The organism is Enterobacter asburiae (assembly GCF_001521715.1).
Lineage (GTDB): Bacteria > Pseudomonadota > Gammaproteobacteria > Enterobacterales > Enterobacteriaceae > Enterobacter > Enterobacter asburiae.
On the sequence record NZ_CP011863.1, the window covers coordinates 1,874,409 to 1,899,110 of the forward strand.

Annotated in this window: 32 protein-coding genes and 1 pseudogene; 12 read left to right on the forward strand and 21 right to left on the reverse strand. The window is 54.3% G+C overall.

What is annotated here, in order from left to right:
- Position 1 precedes the first annotated feature (1 nt).
- The 13 genes and pseudogenes from ACJ69_RS09195 to ACJ69_RS09250 form a co-directional block, all read right to left on the reverse strand.
- Positions 2-1,243, reverse strand: a pseudogene (locus tag ACJ69_RS09195) (DNA cytosine methyltransferase); the annotation flags it as partial.
- Positions 1,236-1,532: a Ref family recombination enhancement nuclease gene (locus ACJ69_RS09200; RefSeq protein ID WP_054829607.1), complete on the reverse strand. Its 297-nt coding sequence runs from the start codon at positions 1,530-1,532 to the stop codon at positions 1,236-1,238. The pseudogene ACJ69_RS09195 and the gene ACJ69_RS09200, both read right to left, overlap by 8 nt.
- A 139-nt stretch (positions 1,533-1,671) precedes the next feature.
- On the reverse strand, positions 1,672-1,839 hold the full coding sequence (locus ACJ69_RS25480) for a hypothetical protein (RefSeq protein ID WP_164879454.1): 168 nt from the start codon (positions 1,837-1,839) through the stop codon (positions 1,672-1,674).
- Positions 1,840-2,023: 184 nt separating this feature from the next.
- The gene (locus ACJ69_RS09205; protein WP_054829608.1) at positions 2,024-2,347 is read right to left on the reverse strand and encodes a hypothetical protein; all 324 of its coding nucleotides are present in this window, start codon (positions 2,345-2,347) and stop codon (positions 2,024-2,026) included.
- Positions 2,348-2,532: 185 nt separating this feature from the next.
- Positions 2,533-2,871, reverse strand: a complete 339-nt coding sequence (locus ACJ69_RS09210) for a hypothetical protein (RefSeq protein ID WP_054829609.1) — start codon at positions 2,869-2,871, stop codon at positions 2,533-2,535.
- A 2-nt stretch (positions 2,872-2,873) separates the two neighbouring features.
- A complete protein-coding gene (locus ACJ69_RS09215; protein WP_054829610.1) occupies positions 2,874-3,089 on the reverse strand; it encodes a hypothetical protein in 216 nt (71 codons plus the stop codon).
- Positions 3,086-3,298 carry a hypothetical protein gene (locus tag ACJ69_RS09220; RefSeq protein ID WP_054829611.1) on the reverse strand — a complete coding sequence of 71 codons (213 nt, stop codon included), beginning with the start codon at positions 3,296-3,298 and terminating at the stop codon, positions 3,086-3,088. The genes ACJ69_RS09215 and ACJ69_RS09220 overlap by 4 nt, the downstream gene beginning before the upstream one ends.
- Entirely contained in the window at positions 3,291-3,947 is a 657-nt protein-coding gene (locus ACJ69_RS09225) for a DUF1627 domain-containing protein (RefSeq protein WP_059346940.1), read from the reverse strand. The genes ACJ69_RS09220 and ACJ69_RS09225 overlap by 8 nt, the downstream gene beginning before the upstream one ends.
- A 14-nt stretch (positions 3,948-3,961) precedes the next feature.
- Entirely contained in the window at positions 3,962-4,429 is a 468-nt protein-coding gene (locus ACJ69_RS09230) for a replication protein P (protein WP_232248338.1), read from the reverse strand.
- The gene (locus tag ACJ69_RS25485) at positions 4,398-5,501 is read right to left on the reverse strand and encodes a DnaT-like ssDNA-binding domain-containing protein (protein WP_059346941.1); all 1,104 of its coding nucleotides are present in this window, start codon (positions 5,499-5,501) and stop codon (positions 4,398-4,400) included. Before ACJ69_RS25485 ends, ACJ69_RS09230 begins: the two co-directional genes overlap by 32 nt.
- Positions 5,498-5,755 (reverse strand): DUF4222 domain-containing protein, encoded by a 258-nt coding sequence (locus ACJ69_RS09240; protein WP_054829614.1) that lies wholly within the window; start codon positions 5,753-5,755, stop codon positions 5,498-5,500. Before ACJ69_RS09240 ends, ACJ69_RS25485 begins: the two co-directional genes overlap by 4 nt.
- 16 nt (positions 5,756-5,771) lie before the next feature.
- Positions 5,772-6,221: a toxin YdaT family protein gene (locus ACJ69_RS09245; RefSeq protein ID WP_054829615.1), complete on the reverse strand. Its 450-nt coding sequence runs from the start codon at positions 6,219-6,221 to the stop codon at positions 5,772-5,774.
- The gene (locus tag ACJ69_RS09250; RefSeq protein WP_032663354.1) at positions 6,221-6,490 is read right to left on the reverse strand and encodes a transcriptional regulator; all 270 of its coding nucleotides are present in this window, start codon (positions 6,488-6,490) and stop codon (positions 6,221-6,223) included. The genes ACJ69_RS09245 and ACJ69_RS09250 overlap by 1 nt, the downstream gene beginning before the upstream one ends.
- Before the next feature lie 72 nt (positions 6,491-6,562).
- Here ACJ69_RS09250 and ACJ69_RS09255 point away from each other — a divergent pair, with 72 nt between their 5' ends.
- From ACJ69_RS09255 to ACJ69_RS09285, 8 genes are all read left to right on the forward strand, one after another.
- The gene (locus tag ACJ69_RS09255; protein WP_054829616.1) at positions 6,563-7,054 is read left to right on the forward strand and encodes a helix-turn-helix domain-containing protein; all 492 of its coding nucleotides are present in this window, start codon (positions 6,563-6,565) and stop codon (positions 7,052-7,054) included.
- 697 nt (positions 7,055-7,751) lie between these two features.
- Positions 7,752-7,937: a hypothetical protein gene (locus ACJ69_RS25220; RefSeq protein ID WP_153251268.1), complete on the forward strand. Its 186-nt coding sequence runs from the start codon at positions 7,752-7,754 to the stop codon at positions 7,935-7,937.
- Positions 7,938-8,006: 69 nt separating this feature from the next.
- Positions 8,007-8,279 (forward strand): hypothetical protein, encoded by a 273-nt coding sequence (locus ACJ69_RS09260; RefSeq protein ID WP_059346942.1) that lies wholly within the window; start codon positions 8,007-8,009, stop codon positions 8,277-8,279.
- A gap of 222 nt (positions 8,280-8,501) precedes the next feature.
- Positions 8,502-10,397, forward strand: coding sequence for an exonuclease family protein (locus ACJ69_RS09265; protein ID WP_059346943.1), 1,896 nt, complete (start codon positions 8,502-8,504; stop codon positions 10,395-10,397).
- A complete protein-coding gene (locus tag ACJ69_RS09270; RefSeq protein ID WP_054829617.1) occupies positions 10,394-10,687 on the forward strand; it encodes a DUF7740 domain-containing protein in 294 nt (97 codons plus the stop codon). The genes ACJ69_RS09265 and ACJ69_RS09270 overlap by 4 nt, the downstream gene beginning before the upstream one ends.
- On the forward strand, positions 10,674-10,916 hold the full coding sequence (locus ACJ69_RS09275) for a DUF4060 family protein (protein ID WP_054829618.1): 243 nt from the start codon (positions 10,674-10,676) through the stop codon (positions 10,914-10,916). Before ACJ69_RS09270 ends, ACJ69_RS09275 begins: the two co-directional genes overlap by 14 nt.
- A 56-nt stretch (positions 10,917-10,972) precedes the next feature.
- The gene (locus ACJ69_RS09280) at positions 10,973-11,233 is read left to right on the forward strand and encodes an excisionase (RefSeq protein WP_054829630.1); all 261 of its coding nucleotides are present in this window, start codon (positions 10,973-10,975) and stop codon (positions 11,231-11,233) included.
- The gene (locus tag ACJ69_RS09285; RefSeq protein WP_059346944.1) at positions 11,211-12,290 is read left to right on the forward strand and encodes a tyrosine-type recombinase/integrase; all 1,080 of its coding nucleotides are present in this window, start codon (positions 11,211-11,213) and stop codon (positions 12,288-12,290) included. Before ACJ69_RS09280 ends, ACJ69_RS09285 begins: the two co-directional genes overlap by 23 nt.
- Positions 12,291-12,664: 374 nt before the next feature.
- Here ACJ69_RS09285 and ACJ69_RS09290 read toward each other — a convergent pair whose 3' ends face one another.
- Genes ACJ69_RS09290 through yobA form a run of 3 tightly spaced genes read right to left on the reverse strand, consistent with a single transcriptional unit; the run spans position 12,665 to position 14,262 of the window.
- Positions 12,665-13,003 (reverse strand): YebY family protein, encoded by a 339-nt coding sequence (locus ACJ69_RS09290; protein WP_045404471.1) that lies wholly within the window; start codon positions 13,001-13,003, stop codon positions 12,665-12,667.
- A gap of 16 nt (positions 13,004-13,019) precedes the next feature.
- Complete coding sequence (copD, locus tag ACJ69_RS09295; RefSeq protein ID WP_059346945.1) at positions 13,020-13,889, reverse strand: copper homeostasis membrane protein CopD; 870 nt, start codon at positions 13,887-13,889, stop codon at positions 13,020-13,022.
- A 1-nt stretch (position 13,890) separates the two neighbouring features.
- Positions 13,891-14,262: a CopC domain-containing protein YobA gene (yobA, locus tag ACJ69_RS09300; protein WP_054829619.1), complete on the reverse strand. Its 372-nt coding sequence runs from the start codon at positions 14,260-14,262 to the stop codon at positions 13,891-13,893.
- 136 nt (positions 14,263-14,398) lie between these two features.
- Between yobA and ACJ69_RS09305 the strand changes: the two genes are divergently transcribed.
- The 3 genes from ACJ69_RS09305 (at position 14,399) to exoX (ending at position 16,076) form a co-directional block, all read left to right on the forward strand.
- Positions 14,399-14,629, forward strand: coding sequence for a DNA polymerase III subunit theta (locus tag ACJ69_RS09305; protein WP_013096102.1), 231 nt, complete (start codon positions 14,399-14,401; stop codon positions 14,627-14,629).
- Positions 14,630-14,738: 109 nt separating this feature from the next.
- Positions 14,739-15,389: a carbon-nitrogen hydrolase family protein gene (locus ACJ69_RS09310; RefSeq protein WP_059346946.1), complete on the forward strand. Its 651-nt coding sequence runs from the start codon at positions 14,739-14,741 to the stop codon at positions 15,387-15,389.
- Between the two features lie 24 nt (positions 15,390-15,413).
- On the forward strand, positions 15,414-16,076 hold the full coding sequence (exoX, locus tag ACJ69_RS09315; protein ID WP_010432611.1) for an exodeoxyribonuclease X: 663 nt from the start codon (positions 15,414-15,416) through the stop codon (positions 16,074-16,076).
- On the opposite strand, the gene ptrB is transcribed toward exoX, so the two are convergent.
- Together ptrB and ACJ69_RS09325 are read right to left on the reverse strand one after the other, a co-directional pair.
- Positions 16,073-18,133 (reverse strand): oligopeptidase B, encoded by a 2,061-nt coding sequence (gene ptrB, locus ACJ69_RS09320; protein ID WP_054829620.1) that lies wholly within the window; start codon positions 18,131-18,133, stop codon positions 16,073-16,075. The two genes, exoX and ptrB, sit on opposite strands and share 4 nt — an antisense overlap.
- 85 nt (positions 18,134-18,218) lie before the next feature.
- Complete coding sequence (locus ACJ69_RS09325) at positions 18,219-18,866, reverse strand: tellurite resistance TerB family protein (RefSeq protein ID WP_059346947.1); 648 nt, start codon at positions 18,864-18,866, stop codon at positions 18,219-18,221.
- Between the two features lie 170 nt (positions 18,867-19,036).
- Between ACJ69_RS09325 and purT the strand changes: the two genes are divergently transcribed.
- On the forward strand, positions 19,037-20,215 hold the full coding sequence (gene purT / locus ACJ69_RS09330; protein WP_054829621.1) for a formate-dependent phosphoribosylglycinamide formyltransferase: 1,179 nt from the start codon (positions 19,037-19,039) through the stop codon (positions 20,213-20,215).
- A 41-nt stretch (positions 20,216-20,256) separates the two neighbouring features.
- Here purT and kdgA read toward each other — a convergent pair whose 3' ends face one another.
- The 3 genes from kdgA to zwf all read right to left on the reverse strand — a co-directional run bounded on the left by kdgA (position 20,257) and on the right by zwf (position 24,457).
- Positions 20,257-20,898: a bifunctional 4-hydroxy-2-oxoglutarate aldolase/2-dehydro-3-deoxy-phosphogluconate aldolase gene (gene kdgA, locus ACJ69_RS09335; protein ID WP_059346948.1), complete on the reverse strand. Its 642-nt coding sequence runs from the start codon at positions 20,896-20,898 to the stop codon at positions 20,257-20,259.
- Between the two features lie 39 nt (positions 20,899-20,937).
- Positions 20,938-22,749, reverse strand: a complete 1,812-nt coding sequence (gene edd / locus ACJ69_RS09340) for a phosphogluconate dehydratase (RefSeq protein WP_059346949.1) — start codon at positions 22,747-22,749, stop codon at positions 20,938-20,940.
- A 232-nt stretch (positions 22,750-22,981) separates the two neighbouring features.
- Positions 22,982-24,457 (reverse strand): glucose-6-phosphate dehydrogenase, encoded by a 1,476-nt coding sequence (gene zwf, locus ACJ69_RS09345; protein ID WP_023312228.1) that lies wholly within the window; start codon positions 24,455-24,457, stop codon positions 22,982-22,984.
- Positions 24,458-24,702: the final 245 nt, after the last annotated feature.

Sequence of the window (24,702 nt, forward strand, 5' to 3'; positions counted from 1 at the left end):
GCAGCGCCTCCTGTATGCGGAAGCCGATCCATCGCATCACCGGTACCGCCATTGAATTTCCGATCGCTTTATAGCGCGGTCCATCAGCGGCCAGGCGGTAAGCCTGCTCTGCAGTCAGTTCTGGCCGGTGGTGGCGCAGGTAGGCATATTCTTCAGCGGTGAGCTGCTTACGTTTTTGTGTGGGGATCAGGGTGTGGTTATCTGGGAAGCCCTGCAGGCGTTCGCACTCGACAGGAGTCAGGCGGCGAACAGCCATATTTTTCTGTATGTCGTGGTCCTGAGTTCCGTGCACCGACATAACTGCCAGATCGGTTGCGTCTTTATGGTCCCGGGCTTTGCATGTTGATCCCGTTCCATCCTTCACGTATTCACCAAAGGCCCTCAAGCGAAAAGTTCCTACGGGGATGTAGTGTCCAGCTGCCGCCCCTTCAGGTCTTCCACCCGCGCCGCCAGTAAATGAATTGGCGGCAATAGCTCCAACTACTTTCTGAAGATGGCCGGCCTGTTCCTGGCTGTCGTCTGCGCCACCTGTTCCAGCGCCTCGCGCAGTAAAGGCGGCAACGATTTCCGTCGTTTCTCTGCGCGGCGGAGAATTCCGGCGCAGGCCTTCGGACTCAAAAAGAATTTTTGCGGGATCGATATCCCCTCGAGCTGTTGCGACAACAAACACACGTCTGCGTCGTTGGGCCACTCCGAAAAATTGAGCGTCGAGCACTCGCCAGGCAATAGCTCTTTCTGGTCCCAGCACATAACCAGCGTTTGACCATCGCTTCCCAGGTGATTCCAGCGCGCAGCTTTCGCCGGCAAGCCCTGCAAGAAAACATCCGAAAGCGTTATCTTTGCTGCTGAATACGCCGGGTACGTTTTCCCAGACGACGATGACGGGGGATTTTCCCTGTTCTCTGCGTTTTTCATCGATAGCATTAACCAGCTCCACGAAAGCTAAAGTTAACTGGCCGCGTTCGTCAGCCAGCCCATTACGTAAACCCGCAACGCTGAACGCCTGGCAAGGGGTTCCTCCCACCAGCACATCAGGCGCTTCAATTTTTCCGGCAAGGATTGCCGCGGCGATTTGCGTCATATCACCCAGATTGCTGACATCCGGCCAGCGGTACGCCAGAACAGCAGAGGGGAATTTTTCTATCTCAGCGAACCATGCTGGCTGCCAGCCCAGGCAATGCCATGCCACGCTGGCGGCCTCGATGCCGCTGCACACTGAGCCATAACTGACTGGCTTATTCATCGGCAGGCTCTCCCAGCAAATAGAGAACCTGCACCAGCAGCTCTGCTTCGGTACCGTGCTTCATTTCCCAGGCGCGGCGGCCAGCGTGAATCGCCACACCATAACCGCCGTTGCGATGGTGCATATGGCACAGGGGGATTGATTTCCGATGGTCAGCGCGCTGGCTTGTGCCCTGCCCGGTTCGGATATGATGAATTTCCGCAGGCGTTTCGCCCAGGTTCTGATTTCTGCACACGATGCAGCCCAGTGCGGCCACACGCGAAAGATGGAGGCTATCTGCTTTCTTCATGCTGGACCACCAGCATAAGCAGAAACACCGCGCATAGACGGGCGGTGTGAGTAATTCGAGGTAGTTCTTTGCGCCATCACTTTTCTCCGGTGATGGTGCGACAGGCGCTGGTTGTTCAGACCAGCTTGATTATTATAAATCAGTTGTCAGGGTTGCGGAAGCGCTCAGCATGTTGCAGGAGAGATTCGCGGGTAATCAGTATTGCTTCTAGCGGGATAGGTATCACGATAAAAGAACCATCGTCATTGGTCACTACCTCATAACGTCCAGCGGGGCGAACGGCAGCTATTAATTCTTGCTCATTCATAACGCAAAATCCTATTCAATTCAGTCATCCCCGAAACGCCGGGGTCGGCCCTTTTCTCCCTGCGCACTGAACGTTTCTGAAGCAGCCCTTCTCGCAAACGCCTAATAGGTTAGAAAGACCAATTAGCCGTAATTGGTCTGTGTAACCGATCTGCTCTTTAAGCACAGGAATCTTGTACGGTCTGCTAAATCACTGGCCGATTGTCGGTATCTGTCACACGGTTCAGAAGGTGCGTTACTACCCCCATGACGGTTGCATCATCCAGCGCATCACCCTCAATAGCCTCTCCATCCTGAGTTATCAGAGCTTTCCCCTGCACTTTTGCGAAATCCAGACTGCCGCAGAACGAAACCAGGACGGTATCACCCACTTCCGGCTTTCTGGCGACGTTTATAATCGCGTACCCGGCCGATGTTTCGATGGTTCGACAATTGCCGTCATAGCCGCAAATGCTGGTGATAGTGAGCGTCTGTTCTGCGTAGTCTGCTGCTGGTGATGGAAAACCCATGATAACCACCCCTGTAAATTAACTGTATATTTATACAGTAACACCAAAAAAACGAGGGTCAAGATTTTGGGCGCAAAAAACCCGCCGAAGCGGGTAAGTGCTTAATCAATAATCAATTCTTCTTAGAAACAGCACCACCAGCGCGATAAAGACAACCAGCCATACTGCGCCAGCAAGCAACTCTATCAGGTACACTTTTCCACCTCCTTTGGTACCGCATCAGCGAGAACATTTTCAGCCCAATCACGGTCGAATCCAGGCATTGCTGGTAATGCGGCAGCGATATCTATTGGTAATGAGTCGATGTAATCGAGTGCTGCCCTGGCGACTTCTGCTGTTTCACTTAGCATGAGTGGCGGCGCGGTGTAGAGAACCCGGCGCTTACCGCGACGTTCAGAATCATATTGGTCATAAAAATCCTTGTTCACGTCTTCCCAGTGCCACTGCAGATCACCGTTGGCATCATGATGACAGAATTCACATTGGTAAATCGGCTCAGCCTTCTCTCTGGTAAAAGTGCTCATTGTTATGCGTCCCAATTACTTACTTCTTCTGCTACGGCTTCATCTGCCGCATCCTGACAATCAATTACCTCATGCCATGACTCAGCAGCAGCGGCAGTGACAGCAGCCCAATTACGGGCGCAGTCTTTACGATGCTTGCGACTACCCATGCACCACGCTGGATTTTTGAGCTCTTTATTCCACGCGCGGACCATGTATTTCATTGGTGATTTGCTCATTGGGCTTTCTCCTCCACCAGTTTTTTCCATTTTTCGCGCAGCTCTTTCCGGGCCTCAACCTCATGATCGGGCGGGTACGAAAATCCGGCACGCATATCCGGGCAGCCATTTGAACAACGAATTTCTGCGGAGCCCCAGTTTATGCCGCGGCTGCGTACCTTCATGGCCGGTTTCAACCCACAGTTCGGGCTGTTAGGTAAATCAGTCATTCCCCAGCCCCTCCAGCAGATTCTTGTGGCGGCGCAGCTCGCGAACGGCCACCTGCAGCCGCTGCAGGTTAGCCAGCTTGGCTTTCGTGCGGCGGATTTCGGTCGAGATATAGCGCGATGACGGAATAATCAGGTCATCCGGACGGCTGGCGAAAGCCGGGATATCCTGAATAATTTCGGCGGTGGATTTGCAAACTGGCGCCGCTGCTTGCTCGTTAACCTCTGGTGCTGGCTCCTGCTGCTCTGGCTTTATTGCTGGTTCACCCACCAGGCTCCAGGTGATGTTTTTACCGTCAACATGGCGCAGGATCAGACCGTCCTTGCACATTGCACCCAGCGAAGCATTCAGGGCTCGCGGACTTTTACCCAGCTTTTCAGCAACCTGATTGGCCCTCATAGCCCCCTGCCCCTGCATTGCTGACAAAACCCTCTCCACAAGCGGGGATGTCTGCTTGGGTCTGATACGCTTCGGTTTCTGCTCTTTCGCGGTACCGAGGAACCAGCCGCCGTCCGCAAAATCACACAGTCCCTGCTCTTTCTGCTCGCGCAGCATGTTCAGCGCTTCAACGGGCTCGATATCCAGACGGGCAGCAACCTCGCGATATGTCGCTTTTTTCATGGCTTTCAGTGCATCAAGTACGGTTTCCATAAATTTTCTCCTGTTCACATACGTTTTGATTTGGCTGCCTCTGCCTGCGCTTTAAGTAACTGCGCGGGGGTCGGCCCTGGCGCATGGCGTGGTGCGGCAATCTGTTTTCTGACCGGCGGGATCCGATGTCCGTCCGCCACATGTTTTTCCCACTTCGCCAGCTGTCCTGCTGCCAGCGCTTCAAGTTCCTTCTCGGTCAGCTGTCGCTCAATCCCCGTGCGCCGCAACTCAGTGCAAATCTGGTACAGAACCGGATGACATTCCCGAGCGATAAAATATTCCTCGGTGCTGGCGTAGCGGTATGACTCATTGCGCCAGCGCCTGTATTCTGCCATCACGTCCGCCGTTTTAAGTCCCAACTCGCTGCCTCCGCAGTCGGCAACCAGCGTGACGAACTCAGCCAGATCAGGCGGCCATGAGTTGCCCGCCCTGCAGCGTGCAACCATCGCGTTACAGACGCTCGTCGTCTGGTCGCTGGTCAAACTCCCAATCTGCGCAATCCATAGGCCCGACGGGGCCGAGCCGTTTTTGGTCTCCCATCGGGTGGAGTAAATTTCCAGCATTAGCTCCCAGAATTTCCACGCCTTCTCCTCGAGCTCGTAATTGTTCCGCACGTGCTGCACGCGCTCGTTGTACAGCGGCGTTTGCTGTGGAATTTGAGTCCAGTCCTGCATGAGAATTACCTCGCGGTTTTGTTGGCTTTGTGTTCTGCAGGTGGAGAGCAAATTTTTGCTCCCACTGCGTCTGGTTGAATGCCTTGCCCTCAGAGATCCAGTAATCGACAAAACAGGCATGTGCAGCGCGTAAATCATCGGGTGTTAGTTTCTCAGGGACAGGGCGCCCCCAGAGGTTCGCCTGTTTGCGAAAGTCAGCAGATGGTTTCCACTCCTTGCTCATCGGAAATTTCCCCAGCAACTGAGAGGCAGGGAAAAACGTGCCTGGCTGACCCGGATATTCTGGAACCGGTCTTTCACTGACTGATCCAACCAGTTCCCCTCGCGCGTTATGTGTGGGGTTTAATGACGGATCAGAAGTTAATGACGGATCGGGGGCAAATTTTGGGGGGGTTAAATCGCCTGTTTCACCAATTTTTGACCCCTCAAAATTTGACCCATCAATATTTGCCCCCTTATTTTCAGCATTTAAGGGGGCACTATTTGAGGGGTTAAAAATTACCCCCTCCCCTTCCTGTCCTGCTGGCAGGCACCGGGATCCTTTCTTTTTGGCTCGTTTTTCCTTAATTTTTTTTCGCCCAACTGCGGCGGCGTTTTCCAGCTTTTCGATGTTGATCTGGTAGATGTTCGTCAAATTTCGACCACCTACCTTGCGCTCAATTTTGGTAATCCAGCCACCGCTTACCAGCTCAGCCAGCGCATTTTTGATGGTGGTTTCACTCTTTGCCCCGATCTCAATCTGGAGCGTCTCAATTGCAGGCCAGGAGATGCCTTCAGCATTGCTGTAGTCGGCAATACGAGCCATCAGCGCGACACGGGAGATACCTAGCCCCGCCTGTGCGCATCCTTCCCATACAAGACCGTGTAACTTGCTGCTCACGACTTCACCTCGGTGAACTTAATTTCAAACTCACGACGCCCTGTTTCACTGACGTCCGTGTACCCCTCCCGGCGATATGACACCCGGAGCGGGGAAGCACGCAAAACTGTTACCATGCGCCCGCGTTCGTCGCGGTATTGCTTCCCTGGAATGATTTCACCGCGGCGATCCACTGGCTCCTGAGTGGGTCGGTTATTCATCGCGTTTTTCATGCGCTCTGCCAGTGCGCTCGCTAATTCCTGAGAAGTACGCATAGTTGCCTCCAGACCGTTAAGCTGCGCGATGGCAGTGCATGATTTGGACTTTCACGCCAGCCATCTGCGCCAGCGCGTCGATCGCTTCCAGAGTTTCTCGCCGGATGACCGGTTTCGGTTTGCCTGTGAAGACCGCATTGGTGGCTTCGATGCACTCTTTGTTAACTCTGGCGGCCCGGTAGAGCATGCAGTCCTTCTGCTCCAGTTCGTTATCAATGGCGGTACGGATGGCATAGCTCAGCGCTTCCGCCTGTTTCAGGTAATTAGGCGTATCGTTGCGGAACGCACGCTGAATAATCTGCTTGTTGTTGTGCAGTCGGCGCGCGTACTCGTCAGGATCCGTCACGTTATCCAGTGGCTGAAGCAGATCACCGAAGTGATGCGGCGTTATCAGCTGCGTGACCGTCTTCCAGCCCTTTTCCTGGGCCCAGGACTCCAGCTCGCATGCCAGCTTTTTGATTTCCATCAGTCAGACTCCTTCTGCGCGCGTGGGATATCCTGAACAGGAATTCCACTGGTAGGGGTTGGATGCAAATCAGGACGTAACTCATGTGGGGTGACAGTCCAGCCGCCAAATTCACAGAGCTTTATCACTCGCTCGCTTGGAACTCGGTTTCGGATAATCCAGTTTGCTACTGACTGTGAGGACTTAAAGTTGAATTTGCGGGCGACGGCCGAAACAGAACCAATCGACCTGACAGCCTTTTCCGTTATGTTCTTGTATGAAGTAGTCATCGTGTTCTCCTGAATGAGTCGATGACTGCAATATACTACATAAAGTAGAAAATACAACTACGAAAAATAGAAATGACTATAAACGCGCCGTGCCTTACTCTTCTACATATGGTAGAAAAAGCGAATAAACATCAGGATTTCGCGAACCGGCTGACCGAAGAAATGCGCAGACAGCGCCGTTCCGTCAAGGATTTAAGCCAGGCTTGCGATGTCACATACGAAATGGCTCGTCGTTATACGTTGGGCACGGCTAAGCCACGCGATGAGAAACTTCAAAAGATAGCTGACTGGCTAAATGTCCAGGCGGCCTGGCTTGATTACGGCGAAGGTGAGAGTGCGCCAGCTAAGCTTCCGGAAACTGAGTTTTCGGGCTTCCCCGCGACAGAACCAGACACAGGCAACGATGCGGAATTCAGAGAATTAAGCGAAGACGAAAAGCGACTGGTTCGAGTGTATCGGCAGTTCCCAAGTGTTGAAGCAAAGAACATGCTACTGGCTTTCGAAATGCGGTATAAACAGCTTTATGATTTCTTTCTGAAGTACGCAAACACCCCGCAGAAGTAAAAAAATCCCAAATAACCCGGCACATGCCGGGTTTTTTTACGCCTTCCCTCACTACTGTAAGTAGCCCACCCCTCTTAAATTTCTACTTTTAGTGTTGACACGTCTACTTTATGTTGTATTCTCTACACATCGAAGCACAACAGGTGCGACAGGTAAACGTTCCGCCTACCCGGCGATAAGGGTGATAAGCCGAGCAAAGCAGCAACAGGGGGTCGAGATGGAAAAAGCATACGAAGAATATTTCAACAGTCTGGCGGAAGGTGAAGAAGCACTGAGCTTTTCCGAGTTCGTCCAGGCAGTTTCATGAATGTGGCGTAAGCCAAAGGCTTGAAGGCGGTTTTTTCAGGTTGCGCGCTAAAGCATAGCGGGGAGAACCTGGGGCGGAGAGCAAACCCCGCGATGCAGGACTTGAAACACCTGCACAGACCAATAAGCCGCATGGCAGCGTAACTGCCCTTTACATCTGCTCTGGCGAGGTGGTGCCGCCGGACCAGGGCAGATGAATCGCCCACAATTGAGAGCGCACTCGCCTCACCAATTTGAGCTTTGTCGTTAAGTCAAAATTGATTGAGTGCGCTTCCAGTTGTGGGTAATCGCAACATGAGGCTGTGTTTAGTTCTTGGTGGTATATGCGTTTCCCGTGGTCCACGTATACACCACCCTTTTTAAATCAGGTTTTATAGTGGAGTGTTCATATATGGATAAGACACAATTAACACCGGAACAACAAATTGCCTGGGCACAGGGAAAACTCGTCACTTCAGTATTTCTTCGAGATATTGCCGGATGTCATGCAGCATGGAAAGTATTACGGAAATACAGAAATTTTGTTGTGCATCGCCAACCGCATCAGGAATGGCGTAATAATTTAAAAGCAATTTAATTTTTTCCTGTTTAAAAACCAATGCCTTAAAAGGCAGGGATTTTCACACCCTGAACCAAGGAGTTCAAAATGAAAGTAAGCGTTACAACCGTTGAGCTGAATCTCGTTATCGTAAATAAAGAAATTGCCACCTTTAATATTAATGGTGCTATTTCAGGCGTGGTTCATTTGCCATCCTCAGGCCCTGTAACCGTTGTGCTTGACGGTGGCTACGTGCTCGGTGAATTTCATTGTCCGGTTTGTGCTGTTAAGCACATTAGCTTGCTGTCTGTGAACTTCGCAGAAGCGCAGAACGCTTGTGGCATGTCTTTTTACGACCACAAGCGCCAGTATCTGAACTGATATGACTGACATCATTTGTCATTGCGCTGTTTGCTGCCACAAATATGAAAAATCGGAAATGCACGAAAGGAAAACAGACATATACCCCTTTAAGCGGACGATTTATTTATGTGAGCAATGCAATGAAAAAAGAGATCGACGTAACGCGTTAAAAAGTATTAAGCGTGTTACTCGCAAAACAATTCGTTCAAATTCATTTTCAAAATATTAATCGAGGTCCTTATGTCTGTTGAATTGAAAGTTTTCGGCGGTGCTTATTTCCCAAAAGATAAAGCATTGAAAAAATACCCAGATTTAAAACCGCTTGCTACTGCTGTGAATGCGGCTACGAAAGCCATCGCCGAAGCTGTTATTCTTGGCAAGCTGGCGGCCCAACACCCTGAACATATTGATGATTATTTTAAAGTGAAAATCTGGGAACACCGTGAAGGTTTACCCTGCCCTGAACTTGATATTTTCTCCTCTGAATTTTTCGATACCGTGGCTATCTGGAATGTGAATGCAGGTGAACCAGCTGCGGCACCACAGCCAGAATCTGAAGAAAAGACGGAATGGGATGACAACAAGGCAGTGGAAGAAATTAAAACTGTCGCGCAGCTCGACGTGGCATCCCGTGCAGCTTGCCTGGCACTGTTCGGCCCGGTCCCTGGAATCACTACAGCGCAGTACGGCCAGATTGTCGATCTGAAGAATGATGATGAACCCAGCTTTGCCCGCGAGCTTGCAGAAGCACTGGCGAAAGAGACCCGCGCGCTGGCGCTGGCTCCGGAACGGCAGGAGCAGCTGCTCGCATGGATACGTGAAAATACAAAAGACTCTGCACAGTGGCCGGACATCAAAAAGCAGATCGCTAAATGGATCGATACCCCAGTTGATAAGCGACCTCTGGCTGACAGCACTAACTCTCAAGAAAACCGTACAGACACCGGCTCCACGCTGGGCGGTGGTAACAAGACAGACCGTAGTCCGGATCTGGTTCATAACCTCTCTACGCTGCGTATCGAAGTGGCTGTTGCCATTCTGAGCATGTACGACGAGATCGACATTTACTGGATCCCGAATAAATACATGATTCCAGCGAAAGCCATGGCCGAAGCAGAACAGGACACCCGTTTCACAGCGTGGTGGAAAAAACTGCGCAGCACCCCAGGCATTCTGGATTATTCCCGTGCGGCCATTATCGCCCTCATTAAATCCGCTCCGGAGGACATTTGGATGGACCCTGTTGCCTTGCGTGAATACATCAATCGCGAGCTGGTTGAACGTGACCATGCGAACCCTGACCAGAAAACGGTTGATATAGCCTGCCGCCCTAAACCTCGCACTAATGTTGAGAAAAAAGAAAATGATGAAACCGAATCGACTGTACCGGGCGAAGCTCTGCCACCAGCAGTTTGCCCTGGCAAAGCTGCGCAACTCAACAAAGAACTCAACGAGGCATTCGCTCAGAGCCCGGCACCAGAAGAGCAAGCGATTGACCAACCACGGGTGGAGAACCTGGGCGGCGGAGTCTTCTCTGTTGATGCACTGATTAATAATTCCCCCTCAAATGAGGTCGAAAAACAGGAAGTACCACCTGCACCAAATGATCGCGACTTTGCGATTTTGCATGCGCTTAATGACCTTATTTCTGGACGCACCAACATCATGGGGAAAGAAGAAGCAGAAGATGTGGTGGCAGGCACCGGCCAGCTCGTTTCTGATGTTATTCCACTGCTAATGGCCGATATCACCACCACAGAATTTTGCCTGTCTCCTGAGTTCTCCGACGAGGAGATCCACGACGTGGCAACCACCATGCTGGATAGCTGGTCTGACGATATCAGCGTTCGCCAGAAAATAGCGCTTGATGCAATCGTGGAATACCGCCGCCCGGCACCACCAAAATCTGTCGTGCTCGATCCACCGGCCGTTAATGCAAAGCCGAAAACCAAGCCCGAACCTGCACCTGAAACAAACGCGCCGCTTTCGTCTGTTACCTACCTGCAACAGCTGACCATTGCAGCGCTGCAGGGCTTATGTTCCAACCCGGCATATTGCAATCAGTATGACGATTTACCGGCAATGGCCGCCGGGCTTGCCCGCAGCGTGATCAGTCAGCAGGAGGTTGCAGAGTGAGTAAAGCAAAGGAAGTCATCGCCAATACCAGGTATGCAGAATTCCCGGACACGCTGGTAACTCTGGAGCTGTGCCGCGCGTTTGCAGCCATAGAAAAACGCCGTATTGGTGAATCGCTACGTGCATGCGCTCGCGTTCTGGCCGCCAAGGCACAAGATCACCATCTTGTCAGCGTGCTGGATGAAATGGGCCGAAGCCAGTTCCCTGAAGTCCAGATGACGAGAATACGTGACTGCATCAGAAGGATGGAATCAGCGCTGGTAAGGAATTTTATCAATGCGTCTGATTAATCGCAGCGCGAAAGACAGCATCGGCGGGCCAGCTTGTGCCGCCGCGCTTAAATGCCATGTTGAGAAATTTGGCGAACACGGATGTCGTTACACCCAGACAATTTACACGGTGCGTGTAAGCGGGCAGAAGGTGACTGTGGAGATCGTGAACAGGAGCCGCAGCTATGTTGCGACGGCCATGATCGGTGCCCGACATCTTCGCCGTCTTCCGGGGTTAACTGATTCGTGAGATTCAATATCTGCCAGCTGCCGCACGTATGATCGCAGCTGGCTATCGAGGTGCATATGAAACTTTTATCACTCGAGCGCTGGGCGGAAGAACGCTATGAAGAGCCTCCGCAGATAGGAACCCTCAGAAAATGGGCGCGCAACGGTAATATTTACCCGCCTCCGGAAAAAGAGGGAACAGAGTACAAAGTCAGGCCCGATGCCATTTTTATCAGGCCTAACAAATACTGTAAGACAGTTAACACAAATCAGAGCAGATACCCGTTAAAAGGGCGATTGATAGAGAGGATTATCGATGGCGAGGCCGGAAAAGTATGATGCAAATCTGCCAAAAAATCTGACCTACCGTAAAACCCGGAAAACTTATGCCTGGCGTAATCCAATCGACGGAAAAGAAATTCCCCTGGGCAAGATTTCTCGCAGGGATGCGATAGCCCAGGCCATTGAAGCAAACCACTACATCGAAAAAAATTACACTCCGATCGCCCTGCTCGAGCAGTTGAAAGGCACCAACGAGTACACAATGGCTAACTGGATAGATCGGTACGAAGTCATTCTTCAGCGCCGCAAGCTGGCTGCAAATACGTATAAGGTTCGCGCCGGGCAGTTGGCAACTATTGGTGAGCATTTCGGCCCGATGATACTTGCCAGCATAACAACGCGGGATGTTGCTGAATTTCTTGAACGCTGGACGGCGTGCGGCAAAACTACAATGGCGGGCACCATGCGCTCAGTATTGTCTGACGTTTTCCGCGAAGCGGTAGTTGAGGGGCGTGTTGACGTGAATCCGGTCACCCCTACCCGCGCACCGAAGATTGAGGTTCAGCGCGAACGCCTCGAGTACGAAATGTTTGTGGCCGTGCGTGCTGGTGCTGAACGCATGCCGGCATGGTTTGGCCTGGCGATGGATTTGGCGCTGGTCACCGCCCAGCGGCGCGAAGACGTCGCCCGGATGCGCTTCACCGACATCAGAGACGATCGACTATACGTCGAGCAGCAGAAGACCGGGGCCTGTCTGGCCATACCCTTATCACTGACGCTGAAAGTATCAGGCCTGCGGCTATCGACCGTGATCGACCGCTGCCGCCTGGTTAGCCGGTGCGATTTTTTGATAAGCCCGGGGATCCGCAAAAACAGCGAAGACGGCAGTATAAATCTGGATAGCCTGACGAAAGGTTTTGTGAAAGCGAGGAATTTTTCCGGACTGGAGTTTACTGACAGACCACCTTCATTTCATGAGATCCGAAGCCTGTCGGGGAGGATGTACGAGAAGGAGTTAGGAAAGGAGTTTGTTCAACGGCTGTTCGGTCACAAGTCAGAAAAAATGACAACGAAGTACCTGGACAGCAGAAAAAAAGAATTCATGATGATTTAAAAATTAGCGTGTAAATGAATTGTGAATGTTAAAAACGGTGTGGTATAACGAGAAATGCCGGATATTGAAGTTCGGACAATTTTAGGACATTTTCGGACGGAGCGCCGTAAGTGACTGAAATAGAACGTAGATAAAAAGAGACCGAATACGATTCCTGTATTCGGTCCAGGGAAATGGCTCTTGGGAGAGAGCCGTGCGCTAAAAGTTGGCATTAATGCAGGCTAAGTCGCCTTGCCTTTTAAGAATAGATGACGACGCCAGGTTTTCCAGTCCACAGCTAAAGCGGCCGGAAAAAAAGCGCCAGAGCATCATTAAAAGTGAAAAACCGCAGTGCTTTCGCAAGCATCTGCGGTTTTTTATTGGAAACCCGAACGTTAGCAGAGCTTGTCGGCGCGCTCGATAAACGGTGCCAGACTCATTTTTTGTCCCGGATGCGACGGGTCATCGATTTGAATAATGCTAATCGGCTGGCCGCTGCTCTTGCCGCTGGCTACCTGCTGCTCTGCGGTATCATTCAGCGGGTATTGCACCAGCGTGCTCGGATTGATGGCATACAGCGCATGGCCCGGACGGCAGGTCAGCATCACCTCTTCGCGATTGAACGCCCATTTGTCCTTACCCACTTCGAAACGGCTCACGGTGATGACCTGCGGTGCGGCAAACGCGCTCCCCGTACAGGCCAGCAATAAAAGAGAAAGTACTGTCTTTTTCATATGATATTTAACCTTGTCAGAAGGGTTCCCAGGTGGCAAACAGACTGACCGTTGCCAGCACCAGCGCTCCCAGCACCACTTCTGCCTGTGTCATCCTGATAAAAATCTGTTGTGCTCGCCCGGTCTCTGGACGAAACCGTGGCACCAGAAAATACCGATTTGCCAGCGCAATTACCACCATCAACGCCACCAGCGCACATTTGAACAACAAAAACTGCACGTAGCCAGCCTGCCAGGGAATATCGAGGCCCAGTATCATGAGTGCATTTATCACCCCGGATAGCAGCACGCCCGCAACGGCGTAATGCCCCACGCGCGAGAAGCGCATCATGGTAAAAATGGCGGCATTCTGCCAGCGCCCTTTCGCCAGTCGCATGCAGAACAGCAGGGGCAGTAATCCGCCAAGCCAGGTGGCGGCACAGATCAGGTGAAAAGCATAATTAAGACGCTGCAGCGCCCCCATCGGACCGTCGTTCATCGCCGCGTGACCTACCCCAGCCAGCAGGATAAGCTGGCCCATTGCGAGCAGCAGCAGACGCGAACCTTTCAGCGGCGCGAGCCATGCGGCACTGACCGTTATCGCAGCGAGGATCATTTGCCACAGCCAGACGCCGCCAAACCGGGTTCCCATCACGCTGAACCATACCTGTGGCGCAAACACATCTCCCCAGCCGTTGCCCATCAATCCGCCCTGCAGCACAAACATCAGGACCTCAGCCGCCAGGCTCACTAATGCCGCCACTTTCTGCTGCGACTGAAAACGCCGGGACAGCAGACGGTGGAGAGACGAAGGCGCAAACCAGACGCTGTAAAGCGCATTGCCAAACACCAGCATCAGCGCCCCGAAATGGATAAAGCGTAGCCCGATATAACACAGCGCCAGCATGCTATTTCACGCTAAAGTGATAGCTGCCTTTGGTTTTATGGCCGTCCACGGAGACAACATGCCAGTCCACCTGGTAAGTCCCTGATGCCAGCGTTTGTTCCAGCGGCACGGTAAGCTGAGCTTTGTTCTTTTCGTCGCGCGTAGCGGTTCCCGTTTTGATGACCTGGTTTTGCGCATCCGTTACCACCACACCGCTAAAACCAGGTTCGATGCCTTCCGAAAAATTCAGCGTAAGTGCCTGCGGTGCGGTCACCACGCTGTCTGCTGCCGGGAGCTGCTGGTTAAGATGCGCATGTGCAAGCACGGAGGGCGTCATCATTGTCGAGGCCACAATAACCAGTGCGCATACTGCGCGGGAAGCGGAGAAACCCATCCAATCATTCCTTTTTGTTATGTCTGTATGCTAAAGAATAACGCTGTATAATAAACGAGTCGAGGATCATCCTGCCTACGCTTGTCATCATCGTGCAATCGCGGTAACGTTGCCGCCGCATAAAAAGGAGAAGGTAATGAAGATCAATCTGGCCGCCCTTCCGCAGGACGAAATGGATAAAGTGAATGTCGATCTCGCTGCCGCTGGCGTCGCGTTTAAAGAGCGTTACAACATGCCCATCGTGGCTGAAGTCGTGGAACGGGAACAGCCCGCCCATCTGCGCGACTGGTTTCGCGAAAGACTCATCGCCCACCGTCTTGCCTCGGTCAATCTCTCCCGTTTACCGTACGAGCCTAAAGTTAAATAAGCTTAACGAGTCGTTACACTTCCTTACGCGGAATCTGGCAGGATAAGAAAACCCTATTATTTTGGGTGTATTCTTAAATCTCTGCGACTCAGTGTATAAGGAAGTCACGATGTCACATTGGAATATAGCGGCAGCCCAGTATGGCGGGCTGCATCAGACTGTAGATGACCATGTTACGCACCACCTGCGCTTCATCGCCGAAGCAGCACGGCAGCGGTGCGATCTGCTGGTTTTCCCAGAACTCTCATTAACGTGCTCTGGCGCGCCGACGTTACCTCCCCCGCCCGATGACGCGCAGCTGGAACCGCTGCTTAACGCGGCACATCTACACCAGATTACCGTTATTGCCGGGCTCCCCCTGGAACAGAATGGCCAGCGCCAGAAAGGCCTCGTGCTGTTTTCGCCCGCTCGCCATCGCATTTTGCGCTATCCGCAAGGGCGCGGAGCGAGCCTGGTGCCGGGAGATAAACACCTTAGCATCCTTGATGCACATCCCGATTCCCCCAATCTCGATCCCCGGGCAACGCTTGTTACCAGCTGCCAGTCGGTGGGGGATCATCGCTGGCGGCAGTCCATCAGTAACCTGCAGCGCTTCGCGCATAAATATGCCATTGCGGTGCTGATGGCGAACGCCTGCGGCGGCAGCGCGCTGTGGGATGAAAAAGGCCAGCTGGTCGTGCGCGCGGATAAGGGCGAGCTTCTGGTGACCGGCACGCTCGGCGGAGAGGGTTGGCAAGGCGATATCATTCCTTTAGGCTAGGCGTTTTAAGCTCAGGAGTTTTCAATGCTGCGCGTCATCGATACCGAAACTTGCGATCTTCAGGGCGGAATAGTGGAAGTGGCCTCTGTCGACGTGGTTGACGGTAAAATCGTCAACCCCATGAGCCATCTGGTGCGTCCCGATCGCCCCATCAGCCCCCAGGCGATGGCTATCCATCGCATTACCGAATCGATGGTGGCGGACAAGCCGTGGATCGAAGAGATCATTCCGCACTACTACGGTAGCCCGTGGTACGTCGCGCATAACGCCAGCTTTGACCGCCGGGTGTTACCTGAGATGCCGGGGGAATGGATTTGCACCATGAAGCTGGCGCGTCGTCTCTGGCCGGGGATTAAATACAGCAATATGGCGCTGTACAAGTCCCGCAAGCTCAGCGTACGTACCCCTGAGGGGCTTCACCATCACCGCGCCCTGTATGACTGCTATATCACCGCCGCGCTGCTGATTGATATTATGAATATCTCTGGCTGGACGCCGGATGACATGGCGACTATCACCGGACGTCCCGCGCTGCTGACCACGTTTACCTTTGGTAAATATCGCGGGAAGCCGGTGTCCGAGGTGGCGGATAAAGACCCGGGCTATTTGCGCTGGCTGTATAACAACCTCGACAGAATGAGCCCGGAACTGCGCTTAACGCTGAAACATTATCTGGGCGACGCTTAACGCTCTGCACGGCCTGGCAAAGTTTCCTGCGCCAGGCCTATTAAAAAGGCATATTCCAGAGCAACCCCTTCGTACGATTTAAACCGTCCCGATTTCCCTCCGTGTCCGGAATCCATATCGGTACACAGCAGCAGCAGATTGTCATCGGTTTTCAGCTCCCGCAGCTTTGCCACCCATTTTGCCGGCTCCCAGTATTGCACCTGAGAATCATGCAAACCGGTGGTGACCAGCATATGCGGGTAGGCTTTCGCCTCAACGTTATCGTACGGGCTGTACTCTTTCATATAGCGGTAGTACATCTCATCCTGCGGATTCCCCCACTCCTCAAACTCCCCGGTGGTAAGAGGAATGGATTCATCGAGCATGGTCGTGACCACATCGACAAACGGAACCTGCGCGACAATCCCCTTAAAACGGTCGGGACGCTGGTTGATCGCCGCCCCCATCAGCATGCCGCCCGCGCTGCCCCCCATCCCAAAGCAGAGCTGCGGATCGCCGTATCCCTGCTCAATCAGCGCATCGCAGACGTCGAGGTAATCATTGAAGGTGTTTTTCTTTTTCAGGAATTTCCCGTCTTCATACCAGTTCTGGCCCAGCTCACCGCCGCCGCGAATATGGGCGATGGCGAAAACAAAACCGCGATCGAGCAGGCTTAACCGGCTGCTGCTGAAATCGGCGTCCATGCTCGAGCCATACGAGCCGTAGCCGTACACCAGGATCGGGTTTTTGCCTTTCTGGAAATGAGCCCGATGGTAAACGAGAGAGACCGGCACCTCCACGCCATCACGGGCGGTGACCCACAGGTGCTCGCTGCGGTAGTTTTCGGACTCAAACCCTTTTACCTCGGTCTGTTTAATCACCTGGCGCTGCCCGGTGTCCATATCCAGCTCAAACAGGGTGTCCGGCGTGGTCATGGAAGAGTAGCCGTAGCGCAACCGCGACGATTCGGGTTCAGGGTTGAAACCAATCCACGTCACGTAGGCCGGGTCGTCGAACGCAATCCCCACCACTTCCCGGGTTTTACGGTTGATCTGCCGGATACTGGTCAGCCCGCGCAGACGCTCTTCCACCACCAGCCAGTCGGTAAACAGGGTGAATCCTTCGAGCATCACCTGATCCCGCGCGGGGATAAGCACCTCCCACTTCCGCTCATCGCGTACTTTGGTTTTATAGAGACCAAAGTTTTTGCCCTCGCGATTGGAGCGCAAATAAAAGCTGTGCTGGAAGTGATCCAGGCTGTACTCGTGATCCTTGCGGCGCGGCAGGAAACAGAGCGGCTGGGCGTCCGGCAGTTCGGCATCCAGCAGCAGAACTTCCGACGTCGTCGCGCTGGCAAGGAAGATAATCACATAGTGGCGTGAGGAAGTTTTATGCAGGCTGACATAGAACGTTTCGTCTTTCTCTTCATAAACCAGCTCGTCGTCAGCGGAGTCTGTTCCCACGGTATGTCGCCACACCTGGTAAGGCAGCAGCGTCGATGCGTGCTTTTTGACGTAGTAAACCGTCTCGGAATCATTCGCCCAGACAAAATCCGGGGAGACGTTTTCCAGCATTTCCGGATACCAGTTGCCGGTCTCCAGATTGCGAAACCGCAGGCCGTACTGGCGACGGGAGAGATAATCCTCCGCCAGCGCCATCACCGCGTTGTCAGGCGAAATGGACATGCCGCCCAGGGTATAAAACTCGCTGTGGGCGGCGCGCTGGTTGGCATCCAGCAGAATATCCCACTCATCCCATTCGGCGCTTAACACCGACTGACGCTGGTAGATGGGATACTCATTGCCGGGCTCGTAGATATGGCGATAGCGATAGCCGTTTTTGGTCCAGGGCGCGGAGATATCGCGCTGAGGAATACGCTGCACCATTTCATTCAGCAGCTGGTCCTGAAGCGTCTGCTGGCTGGACATGACCTTGCGGCCATAGTCGTTTTCCTCGTGCAGGTAGTCGAGTACCTCTGGCCGGGAGCGAGAATCGTCCCGCAGCCAGTAATAGTTGTCTATACGCGTATCGCCATGCGTGGTGATCGCATAAGGAGTACGTCGGGCTTTCGGTGGCATGTCATCATTCTTTTAAGTTTTACACCCTATAAGGTTGGCAAAACCCACGCATGATGCAAGCGAAACAGCGTCGCGACGGCGACGGCTAGCCCTGTAACGCCTGTTTTTGCTCCCGGATATCCCGCTCAATACCCTCGCGCACGTCCTGAGGGATCTTTAGCGCATCGCCCAGAGCGTTAAGGTAGCTGCGCTCCATAAAATGATCGATATCGATAGCGGCGCAGCTGAGGAAATAGAGCTCCAGCGCCTCTTCCTCATTTTTCACACTCTGCGCAAGACGCTGCGGCTCAAGCGGCTGTTCTATCGCCTGCGCCACCAGCGCTCTTCCCTTCTCTTCAACACCAGCCTCGCGCAGCTGCTGCTCGATCGCCGATCGTTCTTTATCGTCAATATGCCCGTCGCTTTTCGCGGCAAAAACCAGCGCAAGAATGAGCCGTTCGGTACGAAGATCCAGCGGCGAGGTGTGCTCGCCGTAATGCGGTTCATCGCTGTGCGCGGTCCGTACCCTGTCCTTGTATTTATTCCACAGCACGGTGCCCGCGATGGCGCCGCCGCCAGCCAGCAGCGCGCCTGTACCATACTTTGCCAGCAGCTTGCGTGAGGATTTATTCGCGACCAGCAGGCCTGCCAGCCCGCCGAGCGCCCCGGATACCAGCAGTTTGCTGAGGTCCCGCTCTCCAGCGGATGTTTTCTGCCCTAACAGGGATTGCAGTTGATTTAACCAGCCAGACATGGTTTCCCTCACTTAACGGTGAACATGTTTCACAGCGTAAGCGAGCGGGCGTCAGGAAACGTCTGGTCGGGCTAAAGATGCGCAAATTTCTGCCCCCTCCTGTAGCCGTGCACAAGACAGAAGCAAACGTTTTCGTTTATACTGCGCGCAACTTTTTCAGGGGGATTGTTATGATTCGTTTAGGAACTGCGCTGCGACCTGCGGCGACGCGAGTGATGCTGTTGGGATCGGGCGAGCTGGGAAAAGAGGTCGCCATTGAGTGCCAGCGTTTAGGTGTGGAAGTCATTGCCGTAGACCGTTACGCTGACGCACCCGCCATGCACGTCGCCCATCGTTCTTATGTGATTAACATGCTGGATGGCGATGCCCTTCGCGAACTGATTACGCGCGAAAAACCCGATTTTGTCGTGCCGGAAATTGAGGCCATCGCCACCGATACGCTGATCGCCCTGGAGCAGGAAGGCCAGCGCGTGGTGCCCTGTGCGAAAGCCGCAAAGCTGACCATGAACCGCGAAGGCATTCGTCGCCTGGCGGCGGAAGAGCTGGGATTGCCCACCTCGAGCTACCGTTTTGCTGGCGATAAGGCCGCGTTCCTGCAGGCCGTCGAGGAGATTGGCTACCCGTGCATCGTTAAGCCGGTGATGAGCTCCTCCGGAAAAGGGCAGAGCTTTATTCGCGACAGCGGCACTCTGGATAACGCGTGGGATTATGCCCAGCAGGGCGGCCGTGCCGGAGCCGGTCGCGTAATCGTCGAAGGCGTCGTGAAGTTTGATTTCGAAATCACCCTTCTGACCGTCAGCGCCGTTGACGGCGTCCATTTCTGCGACCCGATTGGCCACCGTCAGGAGGATGGCGATTACCGCGAGTCCTGGCAGCCGCAGCAGATGAGCGCCCTGGCGCTGGAGCGTGCTCAGGATATCGCCCGTAAAACCGTCCTGGCGCTGGGCGGCTATGGCCTGTTCGGCGTGGAGCTGTTTGTGTGCGGTGATGAGGTGATTTTCAGCGAAGTCTCCCCTCGCCCACATGATACCGGCATGGTCACGCTAATTTCGCAGGATCTCTCCGAGTTCGCCCTGCACGTACGCGCGTTCCTCGGCCTGCCCGTCGGCGGTATTCGTCAGTATGGCCCGGCCGCCTCGGCGGTGATCCTGCCGCAGCTAACCAGCCAGAACGTCACGTTTGATAACGTCGACGGGGCGGTGGGTGCAGGATTGCAGGTACGTCTGTTCGGCAAGCCGGAGATCGACGGAACCCGCCGTCTTGGCGTGGCATTAGCCACCGGGGATAACGTTGACGACGCCGTGGCGAGAGCGAAAGCAGCCGCTGCGAGCGTCAAGGTTTCAGGATAAAAAAACGGGCCGTAAGGCCCGTTTTTCATGCGGCGAGTGGCTTACTGCTTCGCGCCTTCAACCGCTTCGCGAGCCAGTTTGGTGATGCGATCCCAGTCGCCCGCTTCCAGCGCATCCGCCGGAACCAGCCATGAACCACCGATGCAAAGCACGCTTTTCAGCGCCAGGTAGTCACGGTAGTTGGCAGGAGAGATACCGCCCGTCGGGCAGAAGCGTACCTGAGAGAAGGGACCCGCAATCGCCTGGAGCGCTTTGGTGCCGCCGTTCGCTTCAGCCGGGAAGAATTTGAACTCTTTCAGACTGTAGTCCATGCCCAGCATCAGTTCAGAGACGGTGCTGATGCCAGGGATCAGCGGAATGGTACCTTCGGTGGCGGCTTTCAGCAGCGGCTCGGTCAGGCCAGGGCTGATGGCGAACTGTGCGCCCGCTTCGGTCACTTCTGCCAGCTGCTGCGCGTTGAGAACGGTACCCGCACCGATGATGGCGTCCGGCACTTCTTTGGCGATAGCGCGGATAGCATCCATCGCACAGGCGGTGCGCAGGGTCACTTCCAGAACGCGAACGCCGCCCGCGACCAGCGCTTTCGCCATCGGTACAGCGTGCTCCAGCTTGTTTACCACGATAACCGGCACGACAGGGCCAGTGGTCAGGATTGCTTCTGCACTTGTTTTCCAGTTTTTCATCAGAGTTTTCTCTCGCCAGATCGTTAAAATCAAGTCGTCTTAAAACGTAATACAGGTTGCGCCCTGCTCCGCACCGGAGAGTTTCTCACGCAGCGCGCTGAACATTTCGCGTCCGGTCCCCACGCGCGATGCGCTCAGGTCAGGAATATGGGGCTGACGTGCAGCCAGTTCGCCTTCATCCACCAGCAGGGTTAACTCACCCGTCTGGCCGTTCACGCGGATCATGTCACCGTCGCGTACTTTCGCCAGCAGACCGCCGTCGTAGGCTTCCGGCGTCACGTGGATGGCTGAAGGCACTTTACCGGATGCCCCGGAGAGGCGTCCATCGGTGACTAGCGCAATTTTGAAACGGCGGTCCAATAATACACCAAGTGGTGGCATAAGTTTATGTAATTCTGGCATCCCGTTAGCTTTAGGCCCCTGGTGACGCACCACTACCACGCAGTCTTTATCAAGCAGGCCGGCGTCAAAGGCGGGTAACACGTCATGCTGGCTTTCAAACACCACCGCCGGCGCTTCGATAATCTGGTTCTCTTCCGGTACGGCAGAGGTCTTCATTACCGCGCGACCGAGGTTGCCGCTCAGCACTTTGGTGCCGCCGTGAGGTGAGAACGGTTTGTCGATGGTGGCGATCACCTGCGCATCAAGAGACGCGCTCGCCCCTTCGCGCCAGTCCAGCTCGCCGTTGTTCAGCCACGGCTCCTGGGTGTAGCGCTTAAGGCCAAAGCCCGCCACGGTATTCACGTCTTCATGCAGCAGTCCGCCTTTCAGCAGCTCGCGCATCAGCAGCGGTACGCCGCCTGCGGCCTGGAAGTGGTTAATATCCGCCGGACCGTTCGGGTACAGGCGCGCCATCAGCGGTACTACAGAAGAGATCTCGGAGAAGTCATCCCAGTTAATCAGAATGCCCGCCGCACGCGCCATGGCCACCAGATGCATGGTGTGGTTGGTTGACCCCCCGGTTGCCAGCAGCGCGACAATCCCGTTAACAATGACTTTTTCGTCGACCATTTTACCCATTGGCATCCATTCGTTGCCGTTGCCTGTCAGACGCGTGACCTGACGGGCCGCAGCCTCGGTCAGCGCCTTGCGCAGCGGCGCATCCGGCTGGATGAAGGACGAGCCCGGAAGCTGCATCCCCATAAATTCCACCACCATCTGGTTGGTGTTAGCCGTACCGTAGAACGTACAGGTCCCCGGCGCATGATAGGACGCGGCTTCCGCCTCCAGCAGCGCCTGACGGTCTGCTTTCCCTTCCGCGTACAGCTGGCGAATACGCACTTTTTCTTTGTTTGGCAGACCGCTCGCCATTGGGCCTGACGGGACGAAGATCGCAGGCAGATGCCCAAACGACAGCGCCGCCATTACCAGGCCCGGGACAATCTTGTCGCACACGCCGAGATACAGCGCGCCATCAAACATGTTGTGTGACAGGCCCACCGCGGCGGACATCGCAATCACTTCGCGGCTCAGCAGGGACAGCTCCATACCGTCCTGCCCCTGCGTCACGCCGTCGCACATGGCAGGTACGCCGCCCGCCACCTGGCCCACCGCATTCACGCTGTGCAGCGCGTTACGGATGATAGTGGGATAAACCTCATACGGCTGGTGGGCGGAAAGCATATCGTTATAGGAGGTGATGATGGCGATATTGTTACGCAACATGCTTTTCAGCGACGCTTTATCATCAGGCTGACAGGCGGCGAAGCCGTGCGCCAGGTTCCCGCAGGCCAGCTGAGATCGGTGGACGGTGCTGCTCTTTGCCTGTTCAATCCGGGCGAGGTAGGCCGAACGGGTCTCTTTCGAGCGCTCGATAATGCGCTGTGTTACGCGTAACAATGTCGGATTCATAAAAGCTCCTCTAAATTATCTGTCCGGCTCGGGAGTTTACAAAGTCGCTGGCAGTTGTTAACAACGCTGAAACGCTTGCTGTCCGGAGCTCAGGGGCAAAATCACTTCCGGCAGTGTAATAAAAAAAGCTCCGCGGGTGAATCCACGCGGAGCTTAAAAGTTGAAAATTGTGCCACTAGCTGTGTTAGATCATGTTACCGGTAAAATAACACTTTCGAGCTAGAGGATTATCTTACTCAAACTCGTTCCAGGAGCGGCCATCGCGGGTGATCATCGCCACCGACGCGACAGGTCCCCAGGTCCCCGCCTGATACGGTTTTGGCGCATCCTGATCGGCAGCCCAGGCTTCGGTGATGGAGTCGACCCATTTCCACGCCTCTTCCACTTCATCACGGCGCACGAACAGCGCCTGGATACCGCGCATGGTTTCCAGCAGCAGACGCTCGTAAGCATCGGCCAGGTGCGTCTGGTTGAAGGTTTCGGAGTAGCTCAGATCCAGCTTGGTGGTCTGCAGGTTGTGTTTGTGATCCAGGCCCGGCACTTTGTTCAGGATCTGGATATCCACGCCCTCGTCCGGCTGCAGACGAATGGTCAGTTTGTTCTGCGGCAGCTCCTGCCAGGACTCTTTGAACAGGTTCAGTTCCGGGTTTTTGAAGTAAACCACCACTTCAGAACATTTGGCCGGCAGACGTTTACCGGTGCGCAGGTAGAACGGAACCCCCGCCCAGCGCCAGTCGTCGATATCCACGCGGATCGCCACGAACGTCTCGGTGTTGCTGGACTTGTTCGCACCCTCTTCTTCCAGGTAGCCCGGCACTTTTTTGCCTTGCGCAAACCCGGCGGTGTACTGGCCGCGGACGGTCTTCTCACGCACGTTGGAGCGGTCGATGCGGCGCAGTGACTTCAGCACCTTCACTTTTGCGTCACGGATGCTGTCAGCCGTCAGGTCAGACGGTGGAGACATGGCAATCATGCATAGAATTTGCAGCAGGTGGTTCTGGATCATGTCGCGCATCTGGCCAGCCTGGTCAAAGTAACCCCAGCGGCCTTCAATCCCCACCTCTTCCGCCACGGTGATTTCCACGTGGTCGATAGTGCGGTTGTCCCAGTTATTCACAAACAGGGAGTTGGCAAAGCGCAGCGCCAGCAGGTTCAGTACCGTCTCTTTGCCGAGATAGTGGTCGATACGGTAGACCTGGCACTCTTCAAAGAACTCGCCCACCTGGTCGTTGATTTCACGCGAGGTTGCCAGCGACGTACCCAGCGGCTTTTCCATCACGACGCGAGCCGGTTTGGCGTTCAGTTTGGCTTCGCCCAGGCCTTTGCAGATGGCGCCGAAGGTGCTTGGCGGCATGGCGAAATAGTTAATGGTGACACGGTTTTTCTGATCCAGCATCGCGCCTAAGCGGGTAAACGCGCTGACGTCATTGACGTCCAGGTTGCAGAAATCGAGGCGTCCACTCAGGGTATCCCACAAACTTTCATCAATTTTTTCTTTCATGAAAGTTTCGAGCGCCTCGCGGACGACTTTAGTATAAGCGTCCTTGTCCCAGTCGGCGCGCCCTACACCCAGGATACGGGTATCCGGATGAATTTGGCCCGCTTTCTCCAGTTGATACAGGGAAGGCAGCAATTTTCGGCGTGCAAGGTCGCCTTTCGCGCCGAAAATGACCAGGTCACATGCCTGGGCTGTTTGCGTTACCGCCATGTCATTCTCCTCAGTTGGATCACCTGGTACTTCTGCCAGGTATCGTTGTAATTTTATTACAATGCACTGTACTGCTTTTACGTCATTCCCGAAACCATTAGCGCTTATCGTCGCGTGCGATAACGCGATTTTTCCCTCTCTGGAGGATTACGGCGGCGCAATGACGCAACAACCGCCGTTTCTTTGCGCAACAGGGTCACGGCAAAACCCGACACCGATCAAGTAATGAAAAAAAACAACAACAT

Coding starts and splice junctions, on each gene's coding strand:
- ACJ69_RS09200 (WP_054829607.1), bottom strand. CDS start 1,532: ATGAAGAAAGCAGATAGCCTCCATCTTTCGCGTGTGGCCGCACTGGGC.
- ACJ69_RS25480 (WP_164879454.1), bottom strand. CDS start 1,839: ATGAATGAGCAAGAATTAATAGCTGCCGTTCGCCCCGCTGGACGTTAT.
- ACJ69_RS09205 (WP_054829608.1), bottom strand. CDS start 2,347: ATGGGTTTTCCATCACCAGCAGCAGACTACGCAGAACAGACGCTCACT.
- ACJ69_RS09210 (WP_054829609.1), bottom strand. CDS start 2,871: ATGAGCACTTTTACCAGAGAGAAGGCTGAGCCGATTTACCAATGTGAA.
- ACJ69_RS09215 (WP_054829610.1), bottom strand. CDS start 3,089: ATGAGCAAATCACCAATGAAATACATGGTCCGCGCGTGGAATAAAGAG.
- ACJ69_RS09220 (WP_054829611.1), bottom strand. CDS start 3,298: ATGACTGATTTACCTAACAGCCCGAACTGTGGGTTGAAACCGGCCATG.
- ACJ69_RS09225 (WP_059346940.1), bottom strand. CDS start 3,947: ATGGAAACCGTACTTGATGCACTGAAAGCCATGAAAAAAGCGACATAT.
- ACJ69_RS09240 (WP_054829614.1), bottom strand. CDS start 5,755: ATGCGTACTTCTCAGGAATTAGCGAGCGCACTGGCAGAGCGCATGAAA.
- ACJ69_RS09245 (WP_054829615.1), bottom strand. CDS start 6,221: ATGGAAATCAAAAAGCTGGCATGCGAGCTGGAGTCCTGGGCCCAGGAA.
- ACJ69_RS09250 (WP_032663354.1), bottom strand. CDS start 6,490: ATGACTACTTCATACAAGAACATAACGGAAAAGGCTGTCAGGTCGATT.
- ACJ69_RS09255 (WP_054829616.1), top strand. CDS start 6,563: ATGACTATAAACGCGCCGTGCCTTACTCTTCTACATATGGTAGAAAAA.
- ACJ69_RS25220 (WP_153251268.1), top strand. CDS start 7,752: ATGGATAAGACACAATTAACACCGGAACAACAAATTGCCTGGGCACAG.
- ACJ69_RS09260 (WP_059346942.1), top strand. CDS start 8,007: ATGAAAGTAAGCGTTACAACCGTTGAGCTGAATCTCGTTATCGTAAAT.
- ACJ69_RS09265 (WP_059346943.1), top strand. CDS start 8,502: ATGTCTGTTGAATTGAAAGTTTTCGGCGGTGCTTATTTCCCAAAAGAT.
- ACJ69_RS09275 (WP_054829618.1), top strand. CDS start 10,674: ATGCGTCTGATTAATCGCAGCGCGAAAGACAGCATCGGCGGGCCAGCT.
- ACJ69_RS09280 (WP_054829630.1), top strand. CDS start 10,973: ATGAAACTTTTATCACTCGAGCGCTGGGCGGAAGAACGCTATGAAGAG.
- ACJ69_RS09285 (WP_059346944.1), top strand. CDS start 11,211: ATGGCGAGGCCGGAAAAGTATGATGCAAATCTGCCAAAAAATCTGACC.
- ACJ69_RS09290 (WP_045404471.1), bottom strand. CDS start 13,003: ATGAAAAAGACAGTACTTTCTCTTTTATTGCTGGCCTGTACGGGGAGC.
- copD (WP_059346945.1), bottom strand. CDS start 13,889: ATGCTGGCGCTGTGTTATATCGGGCTACGCTTTATCCATTTCGGGGCG.
- yobA (WP_054829619.1), bottom strand. CDS start 14,262: ATGGGTTTCTCCGCTTCCCGCGCAGTATGCGCACTGGTTATTGTGGCC.
- ACJ69_RS09305 (WP_013096102.1), top strand. CDS start 14,399: ATGAAGATCAATCTGGCCGCCCTTCCGCAGGACGAAATGGATAAAGTG.
- ACJ69_RS09310 (WP_059346946.1), top strand. CDS start 14,739: ATGTCACATTGGAATATAGCGGCAGCCCAGTATGGCGGGCTGCATCAG.
- exoX (WP_010432611.1), top strand. CDS start 15,414: ATGCTGCGCGTCATCGATACCGAAACTTGCGATCTTCAGGGCGGAATA.
- ptrB (WP_054829620.1), bottom strand. CDS start 18,133: ATGCCACCGAAAGCCCGACGTACTCCTTATGCGATCACCACGCATGGC.
- ACJ69_RS09325 (WP_059346947.1), bottom strand. CDS start 18,866: ATGTCTGGCTGGTTAAATCAACTGCAATCCCTGTTAGGGCAGAAAACA.
- purT (WP_054829621.1), top strand. CDS start 19,037: ATGATTCGTTTAGGAACTGCGCTGCGACCTGCGGCGACGCGAGTGATG.
- kdgA (WP_059346948.1), bottom strand. CDS start 20,898: ATGAAAAACTGGAAAACAAGTGCAGAAGCAATCCTGACCACTGGCCCT.
- edd (WP_059346949.1), bottom strand. CDS start 22,749: ATGAATCCGACATTGTTACGCGTAACACAGCGCATTATCGAGCGCTCG.
- zwf (WP_023312228.1), bottom strand. CDS start 24,457: ATGGCGGTAACGCAAACAGCCCAGGCATGTGACCTGGTCATTTTCGGC.